This is a genomic window from Aurantiacibacter odishensis, from assembly GCF_003605195.1.
In the GTDB taxonomy this organism is placed as follows: domain Bacteria; phylum Pseudomonadota; class Alphaproteobacteria; order Sphingomonadales; family Sphingomonadaceae; genus Alteraurantiacibacter; species Alteraurantiacibacter odishensis.
In genome coordinates this window covers 192,596-209,511 of the sequence record NZ_QYOS01000023.1, presented here as the reverse complement: position 1 = coordinate 209,511, position 16,916 = coordinate 192,596, and the positions used below count along the sequence as shown (strand labels likewise).

The following is a 16,916-nucleotide window of genomic DNA, read 5'->3' as shown; positions in this document are numbered from 1 at the left end:
TCCGGTCTGTTCCCTTCCCCCGAATGGGTCACGACCAACTATGCGTGCGACTATGCCGATATTGCGAGATCGAGTCCACGCAATCACGGCAACTTTATCGAGAAATCATTCAATTCCCAGTTGGTTGGCAATTTCGGCGATTTGATTTGTCGCATCAGGGTGGGCGGCGACCGCAGCATCGCGTGTACGGCGAGCATCGCCCAGGCGGCCCATCTGCTGGTAGCTGCGCATCAGCATCACCCATTCCTGCACGCTGCCGCCCTGTGCCTCGATCCGGTCTGCCAGTTGCTGCACCATGCCCTGCGCCATCGCCTGCTGCTGTCCGGGAGACAGGCTGGCAGCAGCGGCCATCTGGTCCTGCGTCGGTCCGCGGGTCGGCATGGCCAGCGCGTTGGCGGGAAGCAGGTCGCGCGTCGAGGCGGCGGTGGCGATGCGTTCGTCCACGTCGATGTCGTTGATCGCGGCTACCTGCTGGATCGTGCGGACGAGATCGTTCTCCCAGGGCGCGCCCGGCGGCGTGTCGGCCAGCAGCGCCAGCCAGTCTGCAATCGCGCCTACGTGATCGCCGGAAAGGTCCTTCTCCACCGCCAGGAAATATCGCGCGCGCGGGTCTGCGGCATCGAGGGAAAGGGCCATCCGGAAGGCCTCTGCCGCAGGGGCGGGCATGGGGTCGTTCTCGCTCGCCATGACCCTCGCCTCGCCCAGCGAAGACCACAGTTCGGCGGCGTCCCCATCTGCCTGCACGGCCATCTCGTATGCTTCCGCAGCTTCGGCGAAACGGTTTGCGCCGAACAGCGCGATGCCCAGTTCGTGCCAGGCTTGCGCGTTGGCGGGATCGGCCTCGGCCCGCGCACGCAGATCGTCGAGGGTGGGGGCGGTCGACATGCCCGCCTCGGTCTCGGCAACGGGCTCCTCCGGCGAGGCGAGGAATCGCCAGCCGATCACTCCTGCCAGAACGAGAAGCGCCGCCACCGCGGCGATAGTGCCTGTCTTCAAATCGCCCATAGCCTGCGCAAATCCCCCTTCCGCGCGGACGATAGCGCAAGAAAATATCCCCGCAACAGGCATCGGCTGTTTTCAAGAGAGGGCCTTTTGGGCATAGTCGGGGCTATCCGGGGGGATAGACATGGCAGATCAGCCAGGACGCATTAAGGTGGCGATTGTGGGCTCGGGGCCGGCTGGTCTCAGTGCCGCAGCCCATGCCGCTGCCAAGGGCATGAGCCATGTGCTGATCGAAAAGACCGATCACCTCTCCGACACCATCTTCAAATACCAGAAGGGCAAGCACGTGATGGCGACGCCCAGCAACCTGGTGCTTCGCAGCGACCTGGATTTCGAAGCGGGCAAGCGCGAGGCCATTCTCGAGACCTGGGATCGCCAGATTGAGGAAGGCAAGGTCGAGGTCCTCTTCAACGCCGAAGTCACCGCGATCACCGGCGAGAGCGGCGATTTCACCATCGAGATCAAGGGCAAGGACCCGGTCCGGGCCGAATATGTGGTGCTGGCCATCGGCACGCAGGGCAATCCGAACCTGCTGCGCATTCCCGGCGCGGACCTGCCCATCGTGCAATACCAGCTGGACGATCCCGGCGAATATTACGACGAGCACATCACCGTGATCGGCTCGGGCGATGCAGGCATCGAGAACGCGCTGGGCCTTGCCGCCGATGCCGCGCAGGCCAACGTCGTCACCATACTCAACCGCAGCGACAGCTTTGCCCGCGCCAAGGGCGCAAATGTGAAGTTGCTGGAAGAAGCCGAGGGCGACGGACGCATCAACGTGATGCGCGAGACGACTCCCAACGAACTGCGCATGGGCGAGCAGGGCGGCGAACTGGTGCTCGACACGCGCGACGGGCAGCAGACGATCCGCTGCGACCGCGTGATCGCGCGCACCGGCTCCAAGCCGCCGCGCGATTTCGTGGAAGCCATCGGGGTGAACTTCACCAGCGAGGAACGCGACGCCTTCCCCGCGCTGACCCCTTCGTTCGAGACGACCAAGAACGGCGTCCACGTGATCGGCGCGCTGGCGGGCTATCCGCTGATCAAGCACTGCATGAACCAGGGCTACGATGTGATCGAGTTCCTGTCGGGCAACACCGATCTGAAACCTGCCGACCAGCCGATCCTGGAAGAGAAGTTCGCCGGGCTCCCCGGCAATCACCCGGTGGAATACTGGCTCGACCTGTTCGGCGAGAACATCGTCATCTTCGAGGAACTCTCGCCGCTGCAATTGCGCGAACTGATGCTCGATTCCACGGTGCACAGCCATGCGCCGGGCGAAGTGGTGTTCACCCGCAACGAGCCGGGTTCGTCGATGTTCTGCATCGCGCAGGGCAGCGTGCTGGTGGAAGTCAATCCCGACGATCCGTCCGTCACCGTGCCAATCGAGGAAGGCTCCATCTTCGGCGAAGTCGGCCTGATTTCAGGCCGTCGCCGCGGCTCCACCATCCGCGCGGCGGAGCAGCTTGTGACGGTGGAACTTTCCCGTAACGCTGCACTCAAGCTGATCGCCACGGTGCCGAGCGCGGGCCGCGCGGTGAACCGCATCTCCATCGAGCGCCAGTTCCTGCAGATGTTCGGCTCCGGCCTGACGCGGGAGGACGTGGCCGAAATCGTCGAGCAGGGCGAAGTGGTGGACGTGCGCGCGGGGCAGAAGATCGTGGAAGAAGGCGCGGAGGACAAGGATATCTACGTGATCCGCCGCGGTTCCATGATCGTGGAAAAGGAGATCGGCGGACACCCGGTCTTCCTCTCCTACCTTCCCGCAGGCTCCTATTTCGGCGAGATGGCAGTGATCGACGGATCGAAGCGAACCGCCACGGTGAAAGCCGCGATCAAGAGCGAGGTGATCCGCTTCCCCGGCGAGGCATTTACGGCGGTTCTCGACAAGAACGCCAAGCTGCGCGGGCGCCTGCTGGAGGACATGAAGAACCGCCGCGAGGTCAATGCCTTCGTCGAGGCGCGCAAGGACAGCTTCGGTTCTGCTGCCGACATGTATTCCGAAACCGCGCAGTTCCTGGTCGACAACGGCATCGGCGAGGCGACCGACGTGCTGCTGATCGACGAAACGCTTTGCGTCGCCTGCGACAATTGCGAGAAGGCCTGCGCCGACAGCCACGACGGGCTTTCCCGGCTGGACCGGGAGGCAGGCCGTTCCTACGCCCACCTGCACGTGCCGACATCGTGCCGCCACTGCGAGCATCCGCACTGCATGGCCGACTGTCCGCCCAACGCCATCCAGCGTGGGCCGGACGGGGAGGTGTTCATCGACGATACCTGCATCGGCTGCGGCAACTGCCAGCGCAACTGCCCCTATGGCGTGATCCGCATGGACGCGAAGCCGCCGAAGAAGCCGGGCCTGCTCAGCTGGCTGTTCTTCGGCAGCGGGCCGGGGCCGGGGGAGGCGAGCTATGCCTGGCGCAAGAAGCACACCGATCCGGCGAAACCCAAACAGGCGATCAAGTGCGACATGTGCGCCGGCATCGAAGGCGGCCCCGCCTGCGTGCGCGCGTGCCCCACGGGCGCGGCCATCCGCGTTTCGCCCGACAAGTTCCTGACGGTCACGAAGCTGACGGAAGAGGTGGAATAGCATGGCCACCACCAACGAGGGCTTCACCGCCGGGGAAAAGCGCCGCGATGCGGACCACGTCAGCTTCCTCAAGCACCGGCGCTTTCGCTGGCTGAAAGTCGCGCTCGTCCTCAGCCTGGTCGCGCTCGTCAGCTACCTGCTGGTGGACGTGGAGCCGCGCCACAATGGCGGCAGCTGGTACGGTTACACGCTGGGCACGATCGGGGCGGGGCTGATCGTCTGGCTCTCGCTGCTGGGCGTGCGCAAGCGCAACATGACCGAAGGGCGCTGGAGCCTGAAGGCCTGGACCTCGGCGCACGTCTACCTCGGCCTCGCGCTGATCGTGATCGGGACGCTGCACACGGGTTTCCAGCTCGGCTGGAACGTGCACACGCTGGCCTGGGCGCTGATGATGATCGTGATCATATCCGGCATCTACGGCATCACCGTCTACGCCACGCTGCCCGCGCGGGTGAGCGAGAACCGGCGCGAGATGACCAAGCGCGAAATGCTCGATGCACTGGATGCGATAGACCGCCAGTTGCAGAGTGCCGCGCAGCCACTGGGGCGCGAGCAGAGCGACCTCGTCATCGCCGCGCTGGAACAGGACCCCTTCGATTTCGGCATCGTCGCCCGTCTCACCGGCAATTACCGTGGATGCAGGACGAACCGCGCGCTCAACGCCTTCGGCATCAGCGCCTCGGTGGACGATGCCGAGGACAAGGTCGGCAAGCTGCTGCGCCGCCGCAAGGCCCAGCTTGACCAGATCCGCCGCCAGATGAAGCTGCGCGCGCTGCTGGATATCTGGCTCTACGTGCACGTGCCCGTCACCATCGCGCTGATCGCCGCGCTGACGGCGCACGTCGTTTCCGTGTTCTACTACTGGTGAGGGGGAGGGACGCGCGATGCATATCCTGATCCGCAGCATCCAGCTCACCGCTACGGGCCGCGAGATCGTGCGCGAGCGCGAGGCGAGCGGCGATGCCATCACCGTGGGCCGCGCGGCGGAAAACGCGATTGCCTTGCCCGATCTTGCCGTCGAGCAGAATCACCTTGCCCTAACGCGGGAGCCGAATGGCAGCCTGCGCGCCAAGGCCGTGGGCACGCTGGGCTTCACGCACGACGGCGTGCACACGATGGAAGCCGTAATAGACCCTTCGCGCGGCGGCGAGCTGGGCCTTGGCACCTATCGGCTGGAGATCGGCCGCGAGGAAGACAGCGTCACCGTCGTCACCATCCGGCAGGCGGACAAGAACGCAGGCGAGGAGAAGGATCGGCTCGGCGGCTTCGCGCTGGGTGGCGCGCTGCCCAGCAAGCGGGCGATGGCCTGGGCGGCGCTGGCGGCGATCCTCGTCGCCTTCCTCGCGGTGCCGATCTATACCCATGTCACCCGCACGGTGGTGAGCGATCCCGACATCGACGAGCCGGGCGCGGTGGTGATGGATGCGAGCTGGTCCACCGGTGCGCTGTCCTCGGTGCATCATGGGTTGGAAGACAACTGCGAGGCCTGCCACGTCGATGCCTTCGTCGCCGTGCGCGACGAGACGTGCCTCACCTGCCATTCCGGCCTCGGCAACCATGCCGAAGTCGACCGGCAGAACATCGCCATGCCTGAATTCACCGGCGGGGAGGCGTTCCTGTGGAGCGTCGCCCACGCCTTCGGCAAGCCGGGCCCGAACGCCTGCACCGACTGCCATACCGAGCACGAGGGCGCAGGCCGGATGGAGCCGACCAGTCAGCAGTTCTGTTCCGACTGCCATGAGACGATGGACGTGCGGCTGACCGATACGGCGCTCGGCAATGCCAGCGATTTCGGTACGCTGCACCCGCAGTTTCAGGCGCTCGTGAGGCCAGAGCGCGGGGCCGAGGAAATGCGCCTGTCGCTCGACAATATCAGCGGCGATTTCAACGGTCTGAAATTCCCGCACGACATGCACCTGTCTTCCACCAATGGCGTTGCGCGCATGGCGCAGCGGCTTCGCATAAACGCAGGCGGCGCGCCGCTGGAGTGCAACGACTGCCACGAGACCGGGGCCGATGGCGTCAGCTTCATGCCGGTACAGATGGAGGAAAGCTGCGAGAGCTGTCACTCGCTGGTCTACGACCGGGTGGGCAGCACCTTCCGTTCTCTCAGCCATGGCGATATCGAGCAGACGCAGGCCGACCTGCTGGCGCAGGACCGCAGTCCGCGCCGACCCGTGTCCACCGGCAGGCGGCGGCCCGGCCCCTACGCGCCGGGCGGCATCTACTACGGCAATTTCAGCCGCGTCCTGCCCATGTCGATTACCCGCGCCAGCTTCGCGGACGAGGGGCTGTGCGGCGAATGCCACTACCCGGCGCTGGACGGATCGCTGGCGGTCGAGCCGGTCGTGCAGCGCGAACGGCAATTCCAGCACGGCTGGTTCGATCACGATGCCCACGGCCCGAACGCGATGGGCACGGATACCGAGCAGGAGGCCTGCGCCACCTGTCACGCAGCCGAAACCTCTGATGCGGCAACGGATTTCCTGATGCCGAAACTGGAATCGTGCCGCGATTGCCATCTGGGAGAGGACGCGGAGGAAGCCGAAGTGCCCAGCAGCTGCGCCATGTGCCATTCCTATCACCCGCCCGAGGGGGTTGATTCCGCCCCCCGTCGTGTCGCAAGCTTGCGCGAATGACAGGAGCGGGATCGGTCAGGAACGCTGCCGCCGACAAGGGGGATGTCACGTTGGGGGATGCGGCATGATTATCGCGCAGATGACCGATATCCATATCGGCTTCGAGCCCGAAGCGCGTCCTGAGGAACTGAACCGCCAGCGTTTTCGCGCTGTGCTGGACCGGTTGCAGAAGCAGCCCAACCCTGTCGACCTGCTGCTGCTGACCGGCGACATCACCGATCGCGGCGACCGCGAATCTTTCGAGAAAACCGCCGAACTGCTGTCCGAACTCGACATGCCGGTAAAGGCGCTGGTGGGTAATCACGACACGCGCGAGGAACTGCTGAACGCTTTTCCCGATACCCAGACGACCGACGAGGGCTTCATCCAGAGCGCATTCATGCAGGACGGCCTGCTGGTCATCCTTCTCGACACGCTGGAGCCGGGGCGCCACGGCGGTGCCTTCTGCGAGAAGCGCGCCTCGTGGCTGGCGGGCATTCTGGCGGACAACCCTGATGTGCCCGTCGTCATCTTCATGCATCACCCACCGGTGATCTCTGGCATCGCATGGATGGACCCCGACCCGGCGGACAAGTGGCTGGCGCGGTTGTGCGAGGCGCTGTCGGGTCACGAGGCGCGCGTGCTGGCGATCCACTGCGGGCACCTGCACCGCCAGCTGAGCGCGCGGTTCTGCGGCATTCCTGTCAGCGTAACGCCCTCGGTCGCGCCGCTGGTGTCGATGGACATGCGCCCGATCAGCAGCACGAAGCCCGACAGCCGCGCTCTCATCACAACGGAGCCGCCGACCTACGCGCTGCACCGCTGGGAGAACGGGCACCTCGCCAGCCATTACGAGCGCGTGGGCGACTGGGAGGTGCTCGCCTACTACGGCCCGCATCTCGTCCCGATGATCAAGCACATGGAAGACGAGAAGGGGCTGGGTTAGCCCTCGGCAACCAGCGGGCGGTCATTGCCCCGGTCTGCGCCGCGCCATCACCGGTCCGGCACCGGGCACCCACGCGGCCATATCGGCATCGTCCGATACGCGCCACGGGATACCGGCATCGTTCAGGAACAGGTTCTCCATTTCCGCGCGATTGAACGGGCGGGAGCCGAGCCGCCCGAACACCGCCATCTGGCCGCCGGTCTCGTCCACCGCCCGGTCCCGGTCAAGGCCCTTCGACAGCGCAATCGCGGGCGACTGCGTGCGCGCCCAGGCGATCAGTTCGGGCATCGGCGCGGGGCTGAAGCCGTAGTAGTTGGGCTGGCTGTCGGGGCTGGTCATCTGGAACACCTTCATGCCGTTGCGCCCGTCGGCGACGTAGGCGAACAGGCTGGCGTTGGTGGAGGCGACGATCACGTCCTGCGCGTCCGGCGTCTGCCCCGCGGGCCAGGGATTGGCGTAGGGCGCTGGCGGCACGTGGCGCTGCGGAGCGAGCGGGCGCGTCACGTCCAGCATCACCAGTCCGTCCGCCCCGGCCGCAACGTAGAGATAGGTTCGTGCGATGTAGATGCGGCGCGCGTCGGGCAGCAGGAACGTGCCCTGCGTGCGCTGAACCGGCTGGCGCAGGTCCGTCACGTCGAACAGCTTTATCCCGTCCGCGTCCGTCACCCACAGGTAGCGGAACTGGATGGCGGAGGCCCGTGCATCGTCCATCGGAATGACGGCGGTGAGTTCGGGCCGCGTGGGATCGGCGATGTCCACCACCACCAGGCCGACATCGGCGGTGATGTAGGCCACTTCGCCTGCCAGGTGGATATGCCGCGCCCCGTCCAGCACGCCGTCCGGGTTCCAGGCATCCGAGCCATCGGCGTAGGTCGCGCGGGCGAGGTGGTTGTTGCGGAATTCGCCGTCGGCCAGCGTGTTGACGTTGACGAGGATCAGCCCCTCCACCGCGTCAGAGATCGCCGCGTAGGAATAGATCGGCAGGAACGACTGCTCCTCGTTCATTTGCCGGATCTGCTCGGTGTTGCGGGTGGGCGCGATGGGTTGGTTGGTGGGCAGCGCCATGCACGTCGCGTTTCGAGTATCCACGTGCGTGTCATGCCCCAAGGGGCTGAACGGCGCCGTTATGATGCGTTCGGAGAAGCCCTTGTTGGCGATGGAGGCGATGTCATAGACGCGGAAACCGCCGCGCCCTTCGGCCACGAACATATACTCGCCCCGCATCTGCAGGCAGCCGACCCGGTCGCTGGTCCCCTCGTGGACATTGGCGAACTGTTCCACCGCGTACGTTTCGCCCGACAGGTCTTCATCGAAGAACTTGCCGCGCGTCCAGTCGCGCAGCTCGCGGTTCCCCTCGTTCACGAACTGGGCGTAGTAATCGGGGTAGGCGTAGCGGTGGAGGTAGGAACCGAGCACGGCCTGCGGCTCTTCCCACTCGGTGACGCGCACCGCCTCGAACCCGCCTTCGAGGCCGGTCCAGGCATTCATGCCGACGAAGTTCACGTAGTTCGTCCCCAGCAGCAACAGCTGCGCCATGATGGCGTTGTTGTCCTCGGCATCGGACAGGTGGCAATCGCTGCACTGCTTGGTTTCCTCGCGCCGGACGGTGTGCGGGAAGTGGGGGGCGAAGGCCTGCGAGGAGAAGCCCGCCGCGCTGATCGGCGGCTGCTGGATATAGATACGCTCGCGATTGATGTTGGTGCTGCTGAGCACCAGCGCGCTGGTTGAGCGCACGGGCGCGACCTGGTTGCCCTTGGTGGTCTGGTGGATGCCCAGCTGGAACATCTCGTCGCGCGCCACCTGCGGGTTGTAAGTGGCGAAGTTGCGGGTAGTGCCGCCGTCGTAGCGGTGCACTTCGCTCTGCCAGTTCGCCTCGATCGGCAGGTGGCAGCCGCCGCAACTGGTGGTCCACGAAAGGTGGCAGGTGAAGCAGGCCATGTCCTTGCTGTCATGAGCGCGGTCTTCGGGCGCGATGCCGGGGCCGAAGTTGAACACGCCGGTTTCGGCAGCGTCGGCGGAAACGAGCTTGGAGCGGGCGGACTTCACGTTGAAACCGGGTGAGGTGGGATCGACGCTGTCGCGCACCAGGCTGACTTCCCACGACAGGTCCGGATCGACGATGGAGCGCTGGATCAGCGTGCGTCGCCCGCTGTCCGGGTCCTCGCGCCATTCGAAGCGGCGACGGCCGTCGGGATTGCGCAGCAGGGTCAGGTCATGCCCCTCGGGCGGGGCCGCCGGGCCGCTGGTACGCAGGGTTGGATAGTCGTCCGCCGTGCCGTGGCAGTCTACGCAGCCGATCTCTATGGCATTGGCGACTTCGCCGTAGATCAAGCCGTTGCCGTGGCTATCCTGCGCGTAGTGGCAGTCGGCGCACTGCATCCCGTTCTCGGCATGGATGGACATCATGTGCACCGCCACGCCGGGATTGTTGGTGCCATTCTCGGCCGGGTCGTCCTCGACCTCCACGAATTGCCCTTCGCCATCGCGGCGGAAGCGCTGGCGCCAGCGGTTCTCGTGATACGCGAACTGTTCTGGCGTATCGGTTTCGCGGTTGCCGGGGCGCAGGATCTCGCCGTCGGCATCCAGCAGGTTGCCCTCCCGGTCGCGCTTGAAGATGGCGCGGAAGTTCCAGCCGTGACCGTGGTAGTCGGCGAACTGGGTGTGTTCCAGGTCGTCGTTCAGGTCATATACGTTGCGCAGGAAATCGAGATCCGCCCACAGGCCGCGCGGGGCCGCGCCCTCTGGATTGCGGTCGAGCACGTGGCGCACTTCCTCCGCCGTCAGATAGCGCTGGGTGCGGTAGAACTCCTCGTATTCCTCGTCGCTCATGCCTTCGGGGCGCGGCGTTCGGTTTTCCGGGCCGGGCCACATGAAAGGCGCGTCGGTCTCGTAATCCCACATGGTGTAGCCGAGGTAGGAGTTCAGGAAGATGTTGGGCTGGTGCATGTGGCAATTCATGCACTGCGCGGTGGGAATGGCGCGGGTGAAGACGTGCTGCAGCGGGTGGCCTCTCTCGCGCTCGTCCAAGGGCACTTCGCCGTGGTCGTTGCCGCTGTGAGCGTCACTGTGGCCGGGATGCACGAGGCCGCCATGGCCGCTGTCGGCATAGGAACCGTGGCTTTCGGCGCGCTGGCGATTGATCGTCGGGTCGGCGGTGATCGTCTGCCCGTCGCGGCCATATTGGGCGTAGGTCAGGGAGTGGCGATACTCGCGGTCGTTCGCATAGACCACGTGGCAACTCGAACAGCCGGAATGGCGATAGTCGCCCGGCTGGTCGTTCGTGCCCATGAACCAGGTGAACGGATCGTTGAGGCGGGTCTTGTGAATGTTGAGCACCGGGATCGCGGCGCGAAGGCCCGTGCCGGGGCCACGGTTCGACTGCTTGAGGTCCGGCCTGCCCGGTTCCTCCAGCCGCTGGATCTGGCCGGTGGGATTGGGAATGCCGATTTCCGGGAACTGCGAGTTGATCGTGCGGCCGCCGCGCTCGAATACGCGGAACACGTCAGCCGGCGGGACAACCTGCCACGTGGGCAGCGGATAGAGCGCCGCCAGCGCGCCACGCTCCGCCTGCTCGGTGGAGACCGTGCCGAACGGCTCCCCTTCCGCTGGCATGGCGCTCTGGATCAGCGCCGCCTCGCCCTCACGGGTGTAGGCTTCGCCGATGACGTAGTTCTTGAAGGGCAGAATCCCGTTGTTGTAGGCAGCCCCGCCCCACAGCATTGCGCCCGTTGCCATCAGCGAGCGTTCGGCTGCCTCGATCACCTGTATGTGGCAGGCCCCGCAGGCTTCGCGCGCAATGCGGTAGTCGCTGGGATTCACGAACTTGACGAATTCGGGCGTCTCGCGGTTCAGCAGTGAGTATGACCGCTCCGGGTTCGCCGACGAGGGATAGTGCCAGCTTTCGGGATAGCTCGGCAGCACGTGGGCGGCTTCGCGTGCGGCGACGTAGTCCGGATGGTCGAAGCCCAGGTCCGGGTTGCCCTTCACTTCCTCGTTGCCGCCGTGGCAATCGGTGCAGCCCAGCACCACGGCATCGGACACGTGCATGGTGGACAGGCGCGGCACGTCTTCCAGCCCCGTCATCACCGGGGCGTCGGAGGCGGAGTGGCAGGTGAGGCAGCCTTCCGACTTGTCGACCGCTTCGCGCCAGGTCTGGTTCTGTGGGGCGGGTTCCGCCAGCACGCCCGCAGCTTCGTAATCGCGGTAGACCGCCTCTTCGTATCCGCCCGCCGCCATCAGCGATCCCGCGCCCAGCAGGGCAGCCCCGGCGGCGAACACGGCAGGCACGACATGGCGAGGGGAAAGGCGTTTCAGCATCAGTAGGTCAGCACCGCATTGGCAAGGACGGAGTAATAGACCCGGTCCTGCCCCAGGTTATCGAACAGGTCGCGAAAGCCATCCCCCGCCACCAGCGCGGCGGCGGAGAGGCGGAAGACGAGGTTCTGGTTGGCATTGGGCCGCCAGATCGCGGCAGCGGATACGTCGAAGCCGATGTCCTTCGGGATGGAACCCTCGACGCGCAGCGCCTCCAGCACGGCGGTATTCTCGAACCACAGGTGGTTGGCATTGGTGGAGAGGCGGAATTCCGGCGTAAGGTCGAAATCCGCGCCCACGCCCGCCAGGATCAGGCCGGGATTGTTGAAGTTCGACTGCCCCTGTTCCTTCGACGGGCGCAGGTTGTTGAGAATGCCGTTGCGCCCGTTCACCGCGATGGCGCGGCCGCCGCCTGCAAAGGGGATCGTCTGGCGAATCCAGTAGCTTGTATCGGCGCCGGCAAAGATCGGGTTCTCGAAAATCGCGTCGTAACCGCCTTCCACATCGTCGAACGGATCGGAATCCCCGCTGGCGTAGAGGGCGGACAGACGGAAGCGCATCCAGTCGCGGTCGTACGAAAGTTCGGTCGCGCCGAAGAAGGCGCGGATATCGGCGGGCTGATCGGTGAAGAAACTGTTCCGGTCTTCTCCGAATGCGCCGTATAGGCTGGCGGTGATGTTGATGCGGCCGATGCGCCCGTCGGCGTTGTAACCGACGTAGAGCACATCGTACTCGCGCCCGCGCAGGGTGCCGAGCAGGGCGGGGCGCACGGGAAAGCCGTTGCGGTCGATCTCCACGTCGCCCGCCTCGCGGTTCATGTTGTAGGCGAAGGTAATCTGGCTGGTCAGCGCCGGGATCAGGAAATCCTGGCGATAGGCATTGGCGATGAACACGAAATCGCTGCGCGGCGTCTGCGTGATCGCGTTGAGGCCGGAGTTCGTATCCTTCTCCAGCCGCCAGAACGCGCCTACGTTGTACTGGAAGCGATTGTTGTCGCGGGTGCCGAAGAAGCGGATGCCCAGCTGGCTGTCGTTGAACAGGAAGCCGCGGAAGTCTGCCTGGAACGGCTGGATGCCGATGCGGAAGCTGTCGAAATCGTACCGCTCGCTGGTGTTGCGGATGTGATAGTCAAAGAAGGCTTCCTGCACGCCGAGATAGTGATCGAGGCGGTGCGAGGGGCGGCTTGGCTCCACCAGCAGGACGCGGCGTTCCGGCACGTCGACGTAATTGACGTTGTAGGCCAGCGTGACGCGGTATTCGACATCGGGCGGCTTGTAGGCGGTGGAGCCCTTGATCAGCGCCGCGCCGAAGATGAAGGTCTGCGAGAAGACCGGCGAGAAATCGCTGCCGAACACGTCCAGCCGGTTCGGGTCCTCGGTCGTCTGCACGCCGACGGGGATGGGGAAAGTGCGCGGCTCTATCACCGTGTCGGAAATGGCGTTGACGACGAAGAACCAGTCGTTGCCTTCAAGGCCGAGGAAGCGCGGCGTCCAGCACTCGGCGCTGCCGACCGGATAGTTTACGGCGTCTGGGTCGTAGGTGCGACCTTCGGCAGCGGCGGCTTCTCGTTCTGCCATCTCCGCTGCGGCGCGCATGGCGGCGCGGCGTTGGCGTTCCTCGTCACTACCGACGCAGATCGGACGGTCGCCCTTGTAGGTGTTTTGGTGATAGGGATCAAAGATACTGGAATTGATCGCCGCGTCCATCTGCGGACCGATCACCGGGGCGAGCGTCTGCATCAGTCGCCAGCGGTCCGGGATCGGGATCTGGTCGGTCGGGAAAGCCTGCGGCGGCGGCGCGCGCACCGCGCCTTCGTTATCCTGTGTGACGGGATCGGGCAGTTCGCCCACGTAGCCGGGGCGGCGGCGACCCTCGATGATCTCAGGGTCGACAGCCTCGGCAGGATCGACCTGCGTTCCCAGCCCCCCGTCAGGCCGCTGGCGCTCTTGCTCCTGCTGCGCGGGTGGTTCCTGCGCCTGCTGCGGCATCGGCCCCACCGGGTGCGCCGCGCTGGCGAGGAGGAGGAGTGACAGCGAAGTGCTCACCTACAGACCCTCGCACACGTTCTGCGCCGGATCGTCGAGGAATGGAGCGAAAGGGCAGTTCACATAGCGCAGCCGCGTGGTCGTGCCGCCGGTGCGCACCTCGATGGTGTCGGCGCGGATGTCCTTGGGCGCGTTGCCGATACCGGTGTTGAGGCGCAGCCCTGCATTATGCAGGCCGAGGAAGCTGACCATGTCATCCTGATCGATCCCGTCGCCCGAAACGCCGATGCCGCCCACCAGCACGCCGCTCCGGTAAATCGGCACGGAGCCGGGGAAGATCTGGATACCGTTGGCGACGCGCGGCAGGCCCGATGGCGAAACCGGCACGGCGGTGCAGCCGCGCGGGGTGTCGGCATTCAGGCCGGCTGTGAAGAACACGTGCTCGAATATCTCATCGCCGACGAGGTCTGTCTGCAATCCGACCATGAAGGGGCTGAAGGTCGCGCTGTCGGCGACCGAGAGCGGGCCGGGCGGCATGCCCACCTCGCCATCGGGGAAGTAGGGCCGCGAGAGGTTGCCACCCGAACGGTCGGCAAAGGCGTGGCTGCCGGTGAGCGCATTCGGATCGCCGAGGAAATCGCGCACGCGCTGCACGTATGTCGCCACAGGGCCGCCCGCGTCCAGCAACTGCTGCGCAGCCACCGGATTGGAGAAGAAGGTCGCCGTGCGGGCCTTCTGCAGGCTCACGTCGATGCCGAAGATCGGTCCGTCCGACGAACGCACGATGCCGAGGATCTCGCCATGCGTGTCGACCACGCTGATGCTCGCCTGCATCGTGGAATCGAGCGGGCGGCGAATCTGGGCGCGGGCGCGGGAAAGGACGGCAAAGGCCTCTTCCATGATCGCGCGGACCTCGGCCTGCGTCAGCGGCTGCGCGACGCTGGCCGCATCGGTGCCGCCGCGGATGGGATAGCGAGGATTGCCGCTGCCATCGTCGAGAATGAAGGCGCCGGGGAGGGCAAAATCCGTCGCCGTCGCCGCGCGCAGGCCGGAGGCACTGGTGCCATAGGTCGTGCCCGCGACCAGCCCTGCGCCGGTGTAGTAACCGGGCACGGCGAACAGGTTGCCCGCCGTGCCGTCGATCGCGGCAAAGCTGCTGCCGGTGCCGCCAAGGTTGGTGGGTACATCGGTGAAGCGCAGCGAAGTGCCGTCGACGAAAATGCGGTTTGCGCGGATGTCGTCCGGCGCCATGAAGCCCTGCGCCCCGGCGATGGCGATGGCTTCCTCGGCATCGTTCTCGACGTCGAGGATGTTGGCATCGAAGCCATAGTCCCCGTCGCCCATCACGCCGATGCCGCCCACGACCACACCGTTCTTGTAAAGCGGGACTCCGCCCGGATCGGCCGCGAGGCCCAGCGGCGAACGCTTGGGGCCGATCATGCCGTCACCGAACCGCGCGGAGAGGTCCGAACAGGGAAGCTGGCTGAACTGCACGCCAAACAGCGGCCCGCTTTCGAGTCCGACCGTGGTGGGCGCTGGCGGGAAGTGTTCCTGCACGATCTGGCTGGCGGTTCGGCTGGTGAAGGCGTTGCCGCTGCTGGAGAGGTATGCCCCCGTCACCGCCTTGGCGATGGCGGGAAGCTGCGCGGGCACTTCTGCGCCTTGCAGGCCGAATATCTGGCCTGCGGGCAAATCCGCGCCGATGCGCTTTCGGCTGACAACGGCGGTGTCGCGCGCGCCGTTCATGCGGAAAACGCCCAGCACGTTGCCCACCCGGTCCGTCACCGCGATGAAGGAGGGCAGGCCGCGCGCCTGCGCTTCTGCCACCGCCTGTGCGATGATCTGGCCGACCTCGGCGGTGGTGAGAGCCTCCTGCGCCGGGGCCACGAACGGAGAGCCGGGCGTGGGTGTTGGCGTAGCGGTTGCCGTGGCGTTGGGTGTCGGCGTCTGCCCGCCGCTGCCCGATCCTCCGCCACCGCACGAGGCGAGCACCAGCGCACTGGCGGCAAGCAGCGAAGTGGCCCCCCGCGCCCTCATTATTGCAACCGCCCAATAGCGGACGTCGCTTCGCCCAACGCGGTGCGGAAGGCTGAGGGACGATAGCTTTCGGGTGAGGTCACGGCGTCGTAGGCGCGGTTGATGCTGGCGCGGATCCCGGCGGCTGCGCCCACAGTCACGCGCCCGTCGCTGACCATGGCGTTGAGCAGGGTGTCGACCGCCATCACCGCCTGCACGCTGCCCGCGTAATCGGTGAAGCGGGGCGCCGTGGCGTTGCTGCCGATGCGTTCCACCACGGTGAACGCTGCGCCGCCATCATAGCTGCGCGAGGACAGGGTTTGCGACAGCGCCAGCGCTTCCTGCCGCAGGGCTATCGCGGCCTGCTGCGCTTCGGCGCGGCCCTGGTTCATCGACGCATGAAAAGCGCGCGCTGAATTGCGGAAACTGTCTGCCCGGCCCGGCGCGAGAGCGTCGGCAACCGCATTCAGCATGATGATGTTCTCGTCGTTGAACGGCGGTTGGCCGAAGGTGATCGGCCGGCCCGGATTGGTCTCGAACGTCAGGCGGCGATCCTTGCCATCGGTGATCGGGCGGTGGCACGAATGGCAATCGTAGAAATAGAGCTGCGGGAAGACACCTTGGGTGCCGTAGGCGGGACGGGCGAAGAGGTCCGTCGCGCGGGCGACGGCTTCTGCCTGGCCCACGGCCCACAGGCGCACACTGTCGGGCCGGCCCTTTCGCTGGACGTAGTCCTCATCGACATCGTGGTGCTGCTGGAAGGCGCTGAACAGGTCGAGCTCGAAAGTGATGCGCGGGTGGCCCGCCGCCATCATCGCGTGGGTGACGAACTGGCCCCGCTCGGTGCTGCCGTAGTGGCAATCGAGGCAGACGCGGGCGCGGGCCTGCGGCTGGTCGAGCGGGGTGAGGCCATTGGCCACGTTGTTGGCGTGGGTGCCCTGAATTTCGTAGTGTGATTCGAGCCAGCCGATCGATGGGCCGTGGCAGCTCTCGCAGCCCACGCCGTCATCCAGCTGGAATTTCGGCCCCCGCTGGCTGACCGGGGCGAAAGTGGCGTGGCAGCCGTAGCAGTTCTCCGCCTCCTGCTGGCCGTTGTAACCTAGCGAGGCGACGATCTGGCGTCCCCGACGCCCCTGTAGCACGTTGAACGCGCGCGAATGCGCGCCGCTGACGGCGCTGGGCGATTGCCATGTTGCAATCTCGTCCTGCCGCACGATAGCCCCGTTGCCCTCGCTGCGGCCGTGACAGGTGGAGCCTGCGCAACTGGCAACGCCGGTGAAGGTATAACCGGACTGGGCCTGCAAGGGGTCGCTGCCGGAAAGGCCGATGGAAATCGCAGCAGCGGTGCCCGCACCGATGCCCAATGCCGGAAGCACGCGCAAAGCGCGGCGCGACACAGCGCGAACCACTGCGCCAAAGGCGGTCATGGCGCGTCGCGTTCCGGC

9 protein-coding genes are annotated in these 16,916 nt (G+C 66.0%); 4 read left to right on the top strand and 5 right to left on the bottom strand.

Annotation, left to right across the window (positions count from 1 at the left end; genetic code table 11):
- Window positions 1-105: 105 nt before the first annotated feature.
- Window positions 106-1,005, bottom strand: a complete 900-nt coding sequence (locus D4Q51_RS08105) for a tetratricopeptide repeat protein (RefSeq protein WP_120077241.1) — start codon at window positions 1,003-1,005, stop codon at window positions 106-108.
- Window positions 1,006-1,126: 121 nt separating this feature from the next.
- Here D4Q51_RS08105 and D4Q51_RS08100 point away from each other — a divergent pair, with 121 nt between their 5' ends.
- The 4 genes from D4Q51_RS08100 (at window position 1,127) to D4Q51_RS08085 (ending at window position 7,156) form a co-directional block, all read left to right on the top strand.
- The gene (locus tag D4Q51_RS08100) at window positions 1,127-3,592 is read left to right on the top strand and encodes an NAD(P)-binding domain-containing protein (RefSeq protein WP_120077240.1); all 2,466 of its coding nucleotides are present in this window, start codon (window positions 1,127-1,129) and stop codon (window positions 3,590-3,592) included.
- A 1-nt stretch (window position 3,593) separates the two neighbouring features.
- Window positions 3,594-4,460, top strand: coding sequence for a hypothetical protein (locus tag D4Q51_RS08095; RefSeq protein ID WP_120077239.1), 867 nt, complete (start codon window positions 3,594-3,596; stop codon window positions 4,458-4,460).
- Window positions 4,461-4,476: 16 nt separating this feature from the next.
- Window positions 4,477-6,231, top strand: coding sequence for a cytochrome c3 family protein (locus D4Q51_RS08090; protein ID WP_120077238.1), 1,755 nt, complete (start codon window positions 4,477-4,479; stop codon window positions 6,229-6,231).
- A gap of 64 nt (window positions 6,232-6,295) precedes the next feature.
- Window positions 6,296-7,156: a metallophosphoesterase gene (locus tag D4Q51_RS08085; protein WP_120077237.1), complete on the top strand. Its 861-nt coding sequence runs from the start codon at window positions 6,296-6,298 to the stop codon at window positions 7,154-7,156.
- A 21-nt stretch (window positions 7,157-7,177) separates the two neighbouring features.
- Here the strand turns inward: D4Q51_RS08085 and D4Q51_RS08080 are convergent, their stop codons facing one another.
- The 4 genes from D4Q51_RS08080 to D4Q51_RS08065 are packed head-to-tail and all read right to left on the bottom strand — an operon-like array spanning window position 7,178 to window position 16,898.
- Window positions 7,178-11,473 carry an LVIVD repeat-containing protein gene (locus tag D4Q51_RS08080; protein ID WP_120077236.1) on the bottom strand — a complete coding sequence of 1,432 codons (4,296 nt, stop codon included), beginning with the start codon at window positions 11,471-11,473 and terminating at the stop codon, window positions 7,178-7,180.
- The gene (locus D4Q51_RS08075; protein WP_420807533.1) at window positions 11,473-13,458 is read right to left on the bottom strand and encodes a hypothetical protein; all 1,986 of its coding nucleotides are present in this window, start codon (window positions 13,456-13,458) and stop codon (window positions 11,473-11,475) included. The genes D4Q51_RS08080 and D4Q51_RS08075 overlap by 1 nt, the downstream gene beginning before the upstream one ends.
- A gap of 57 nt (window positions 13,459-13,515) precedes the next feature.
- A complete protein-coding gene (locus D4Q51_RS08070; protein ID WP_120077235.1) occupies window positions 13,516-15,492 on the bottom strand; it encodes a heme-binding protein in 1,977 nt (658 codons plus the stop codon).
- Window positions 15,492-16,898: a multiheme c-type cytochrome gene (locus D4Q51_RS08065; RefSeq protein WP_120077477.1), complete on the bottom strand. Its 1,407-nt coding sequence runs from the start codon at window positions 16,896-16,898 to the stop codon at window positions 15,492-15,494. Before D4Q51_RS08065 ends, D4Q51_RS08070 begins: the two co-directional genes overlap by 1 nt.
- Window positions 16,899-16,916 lie beyond the last annotated feature (18 nt).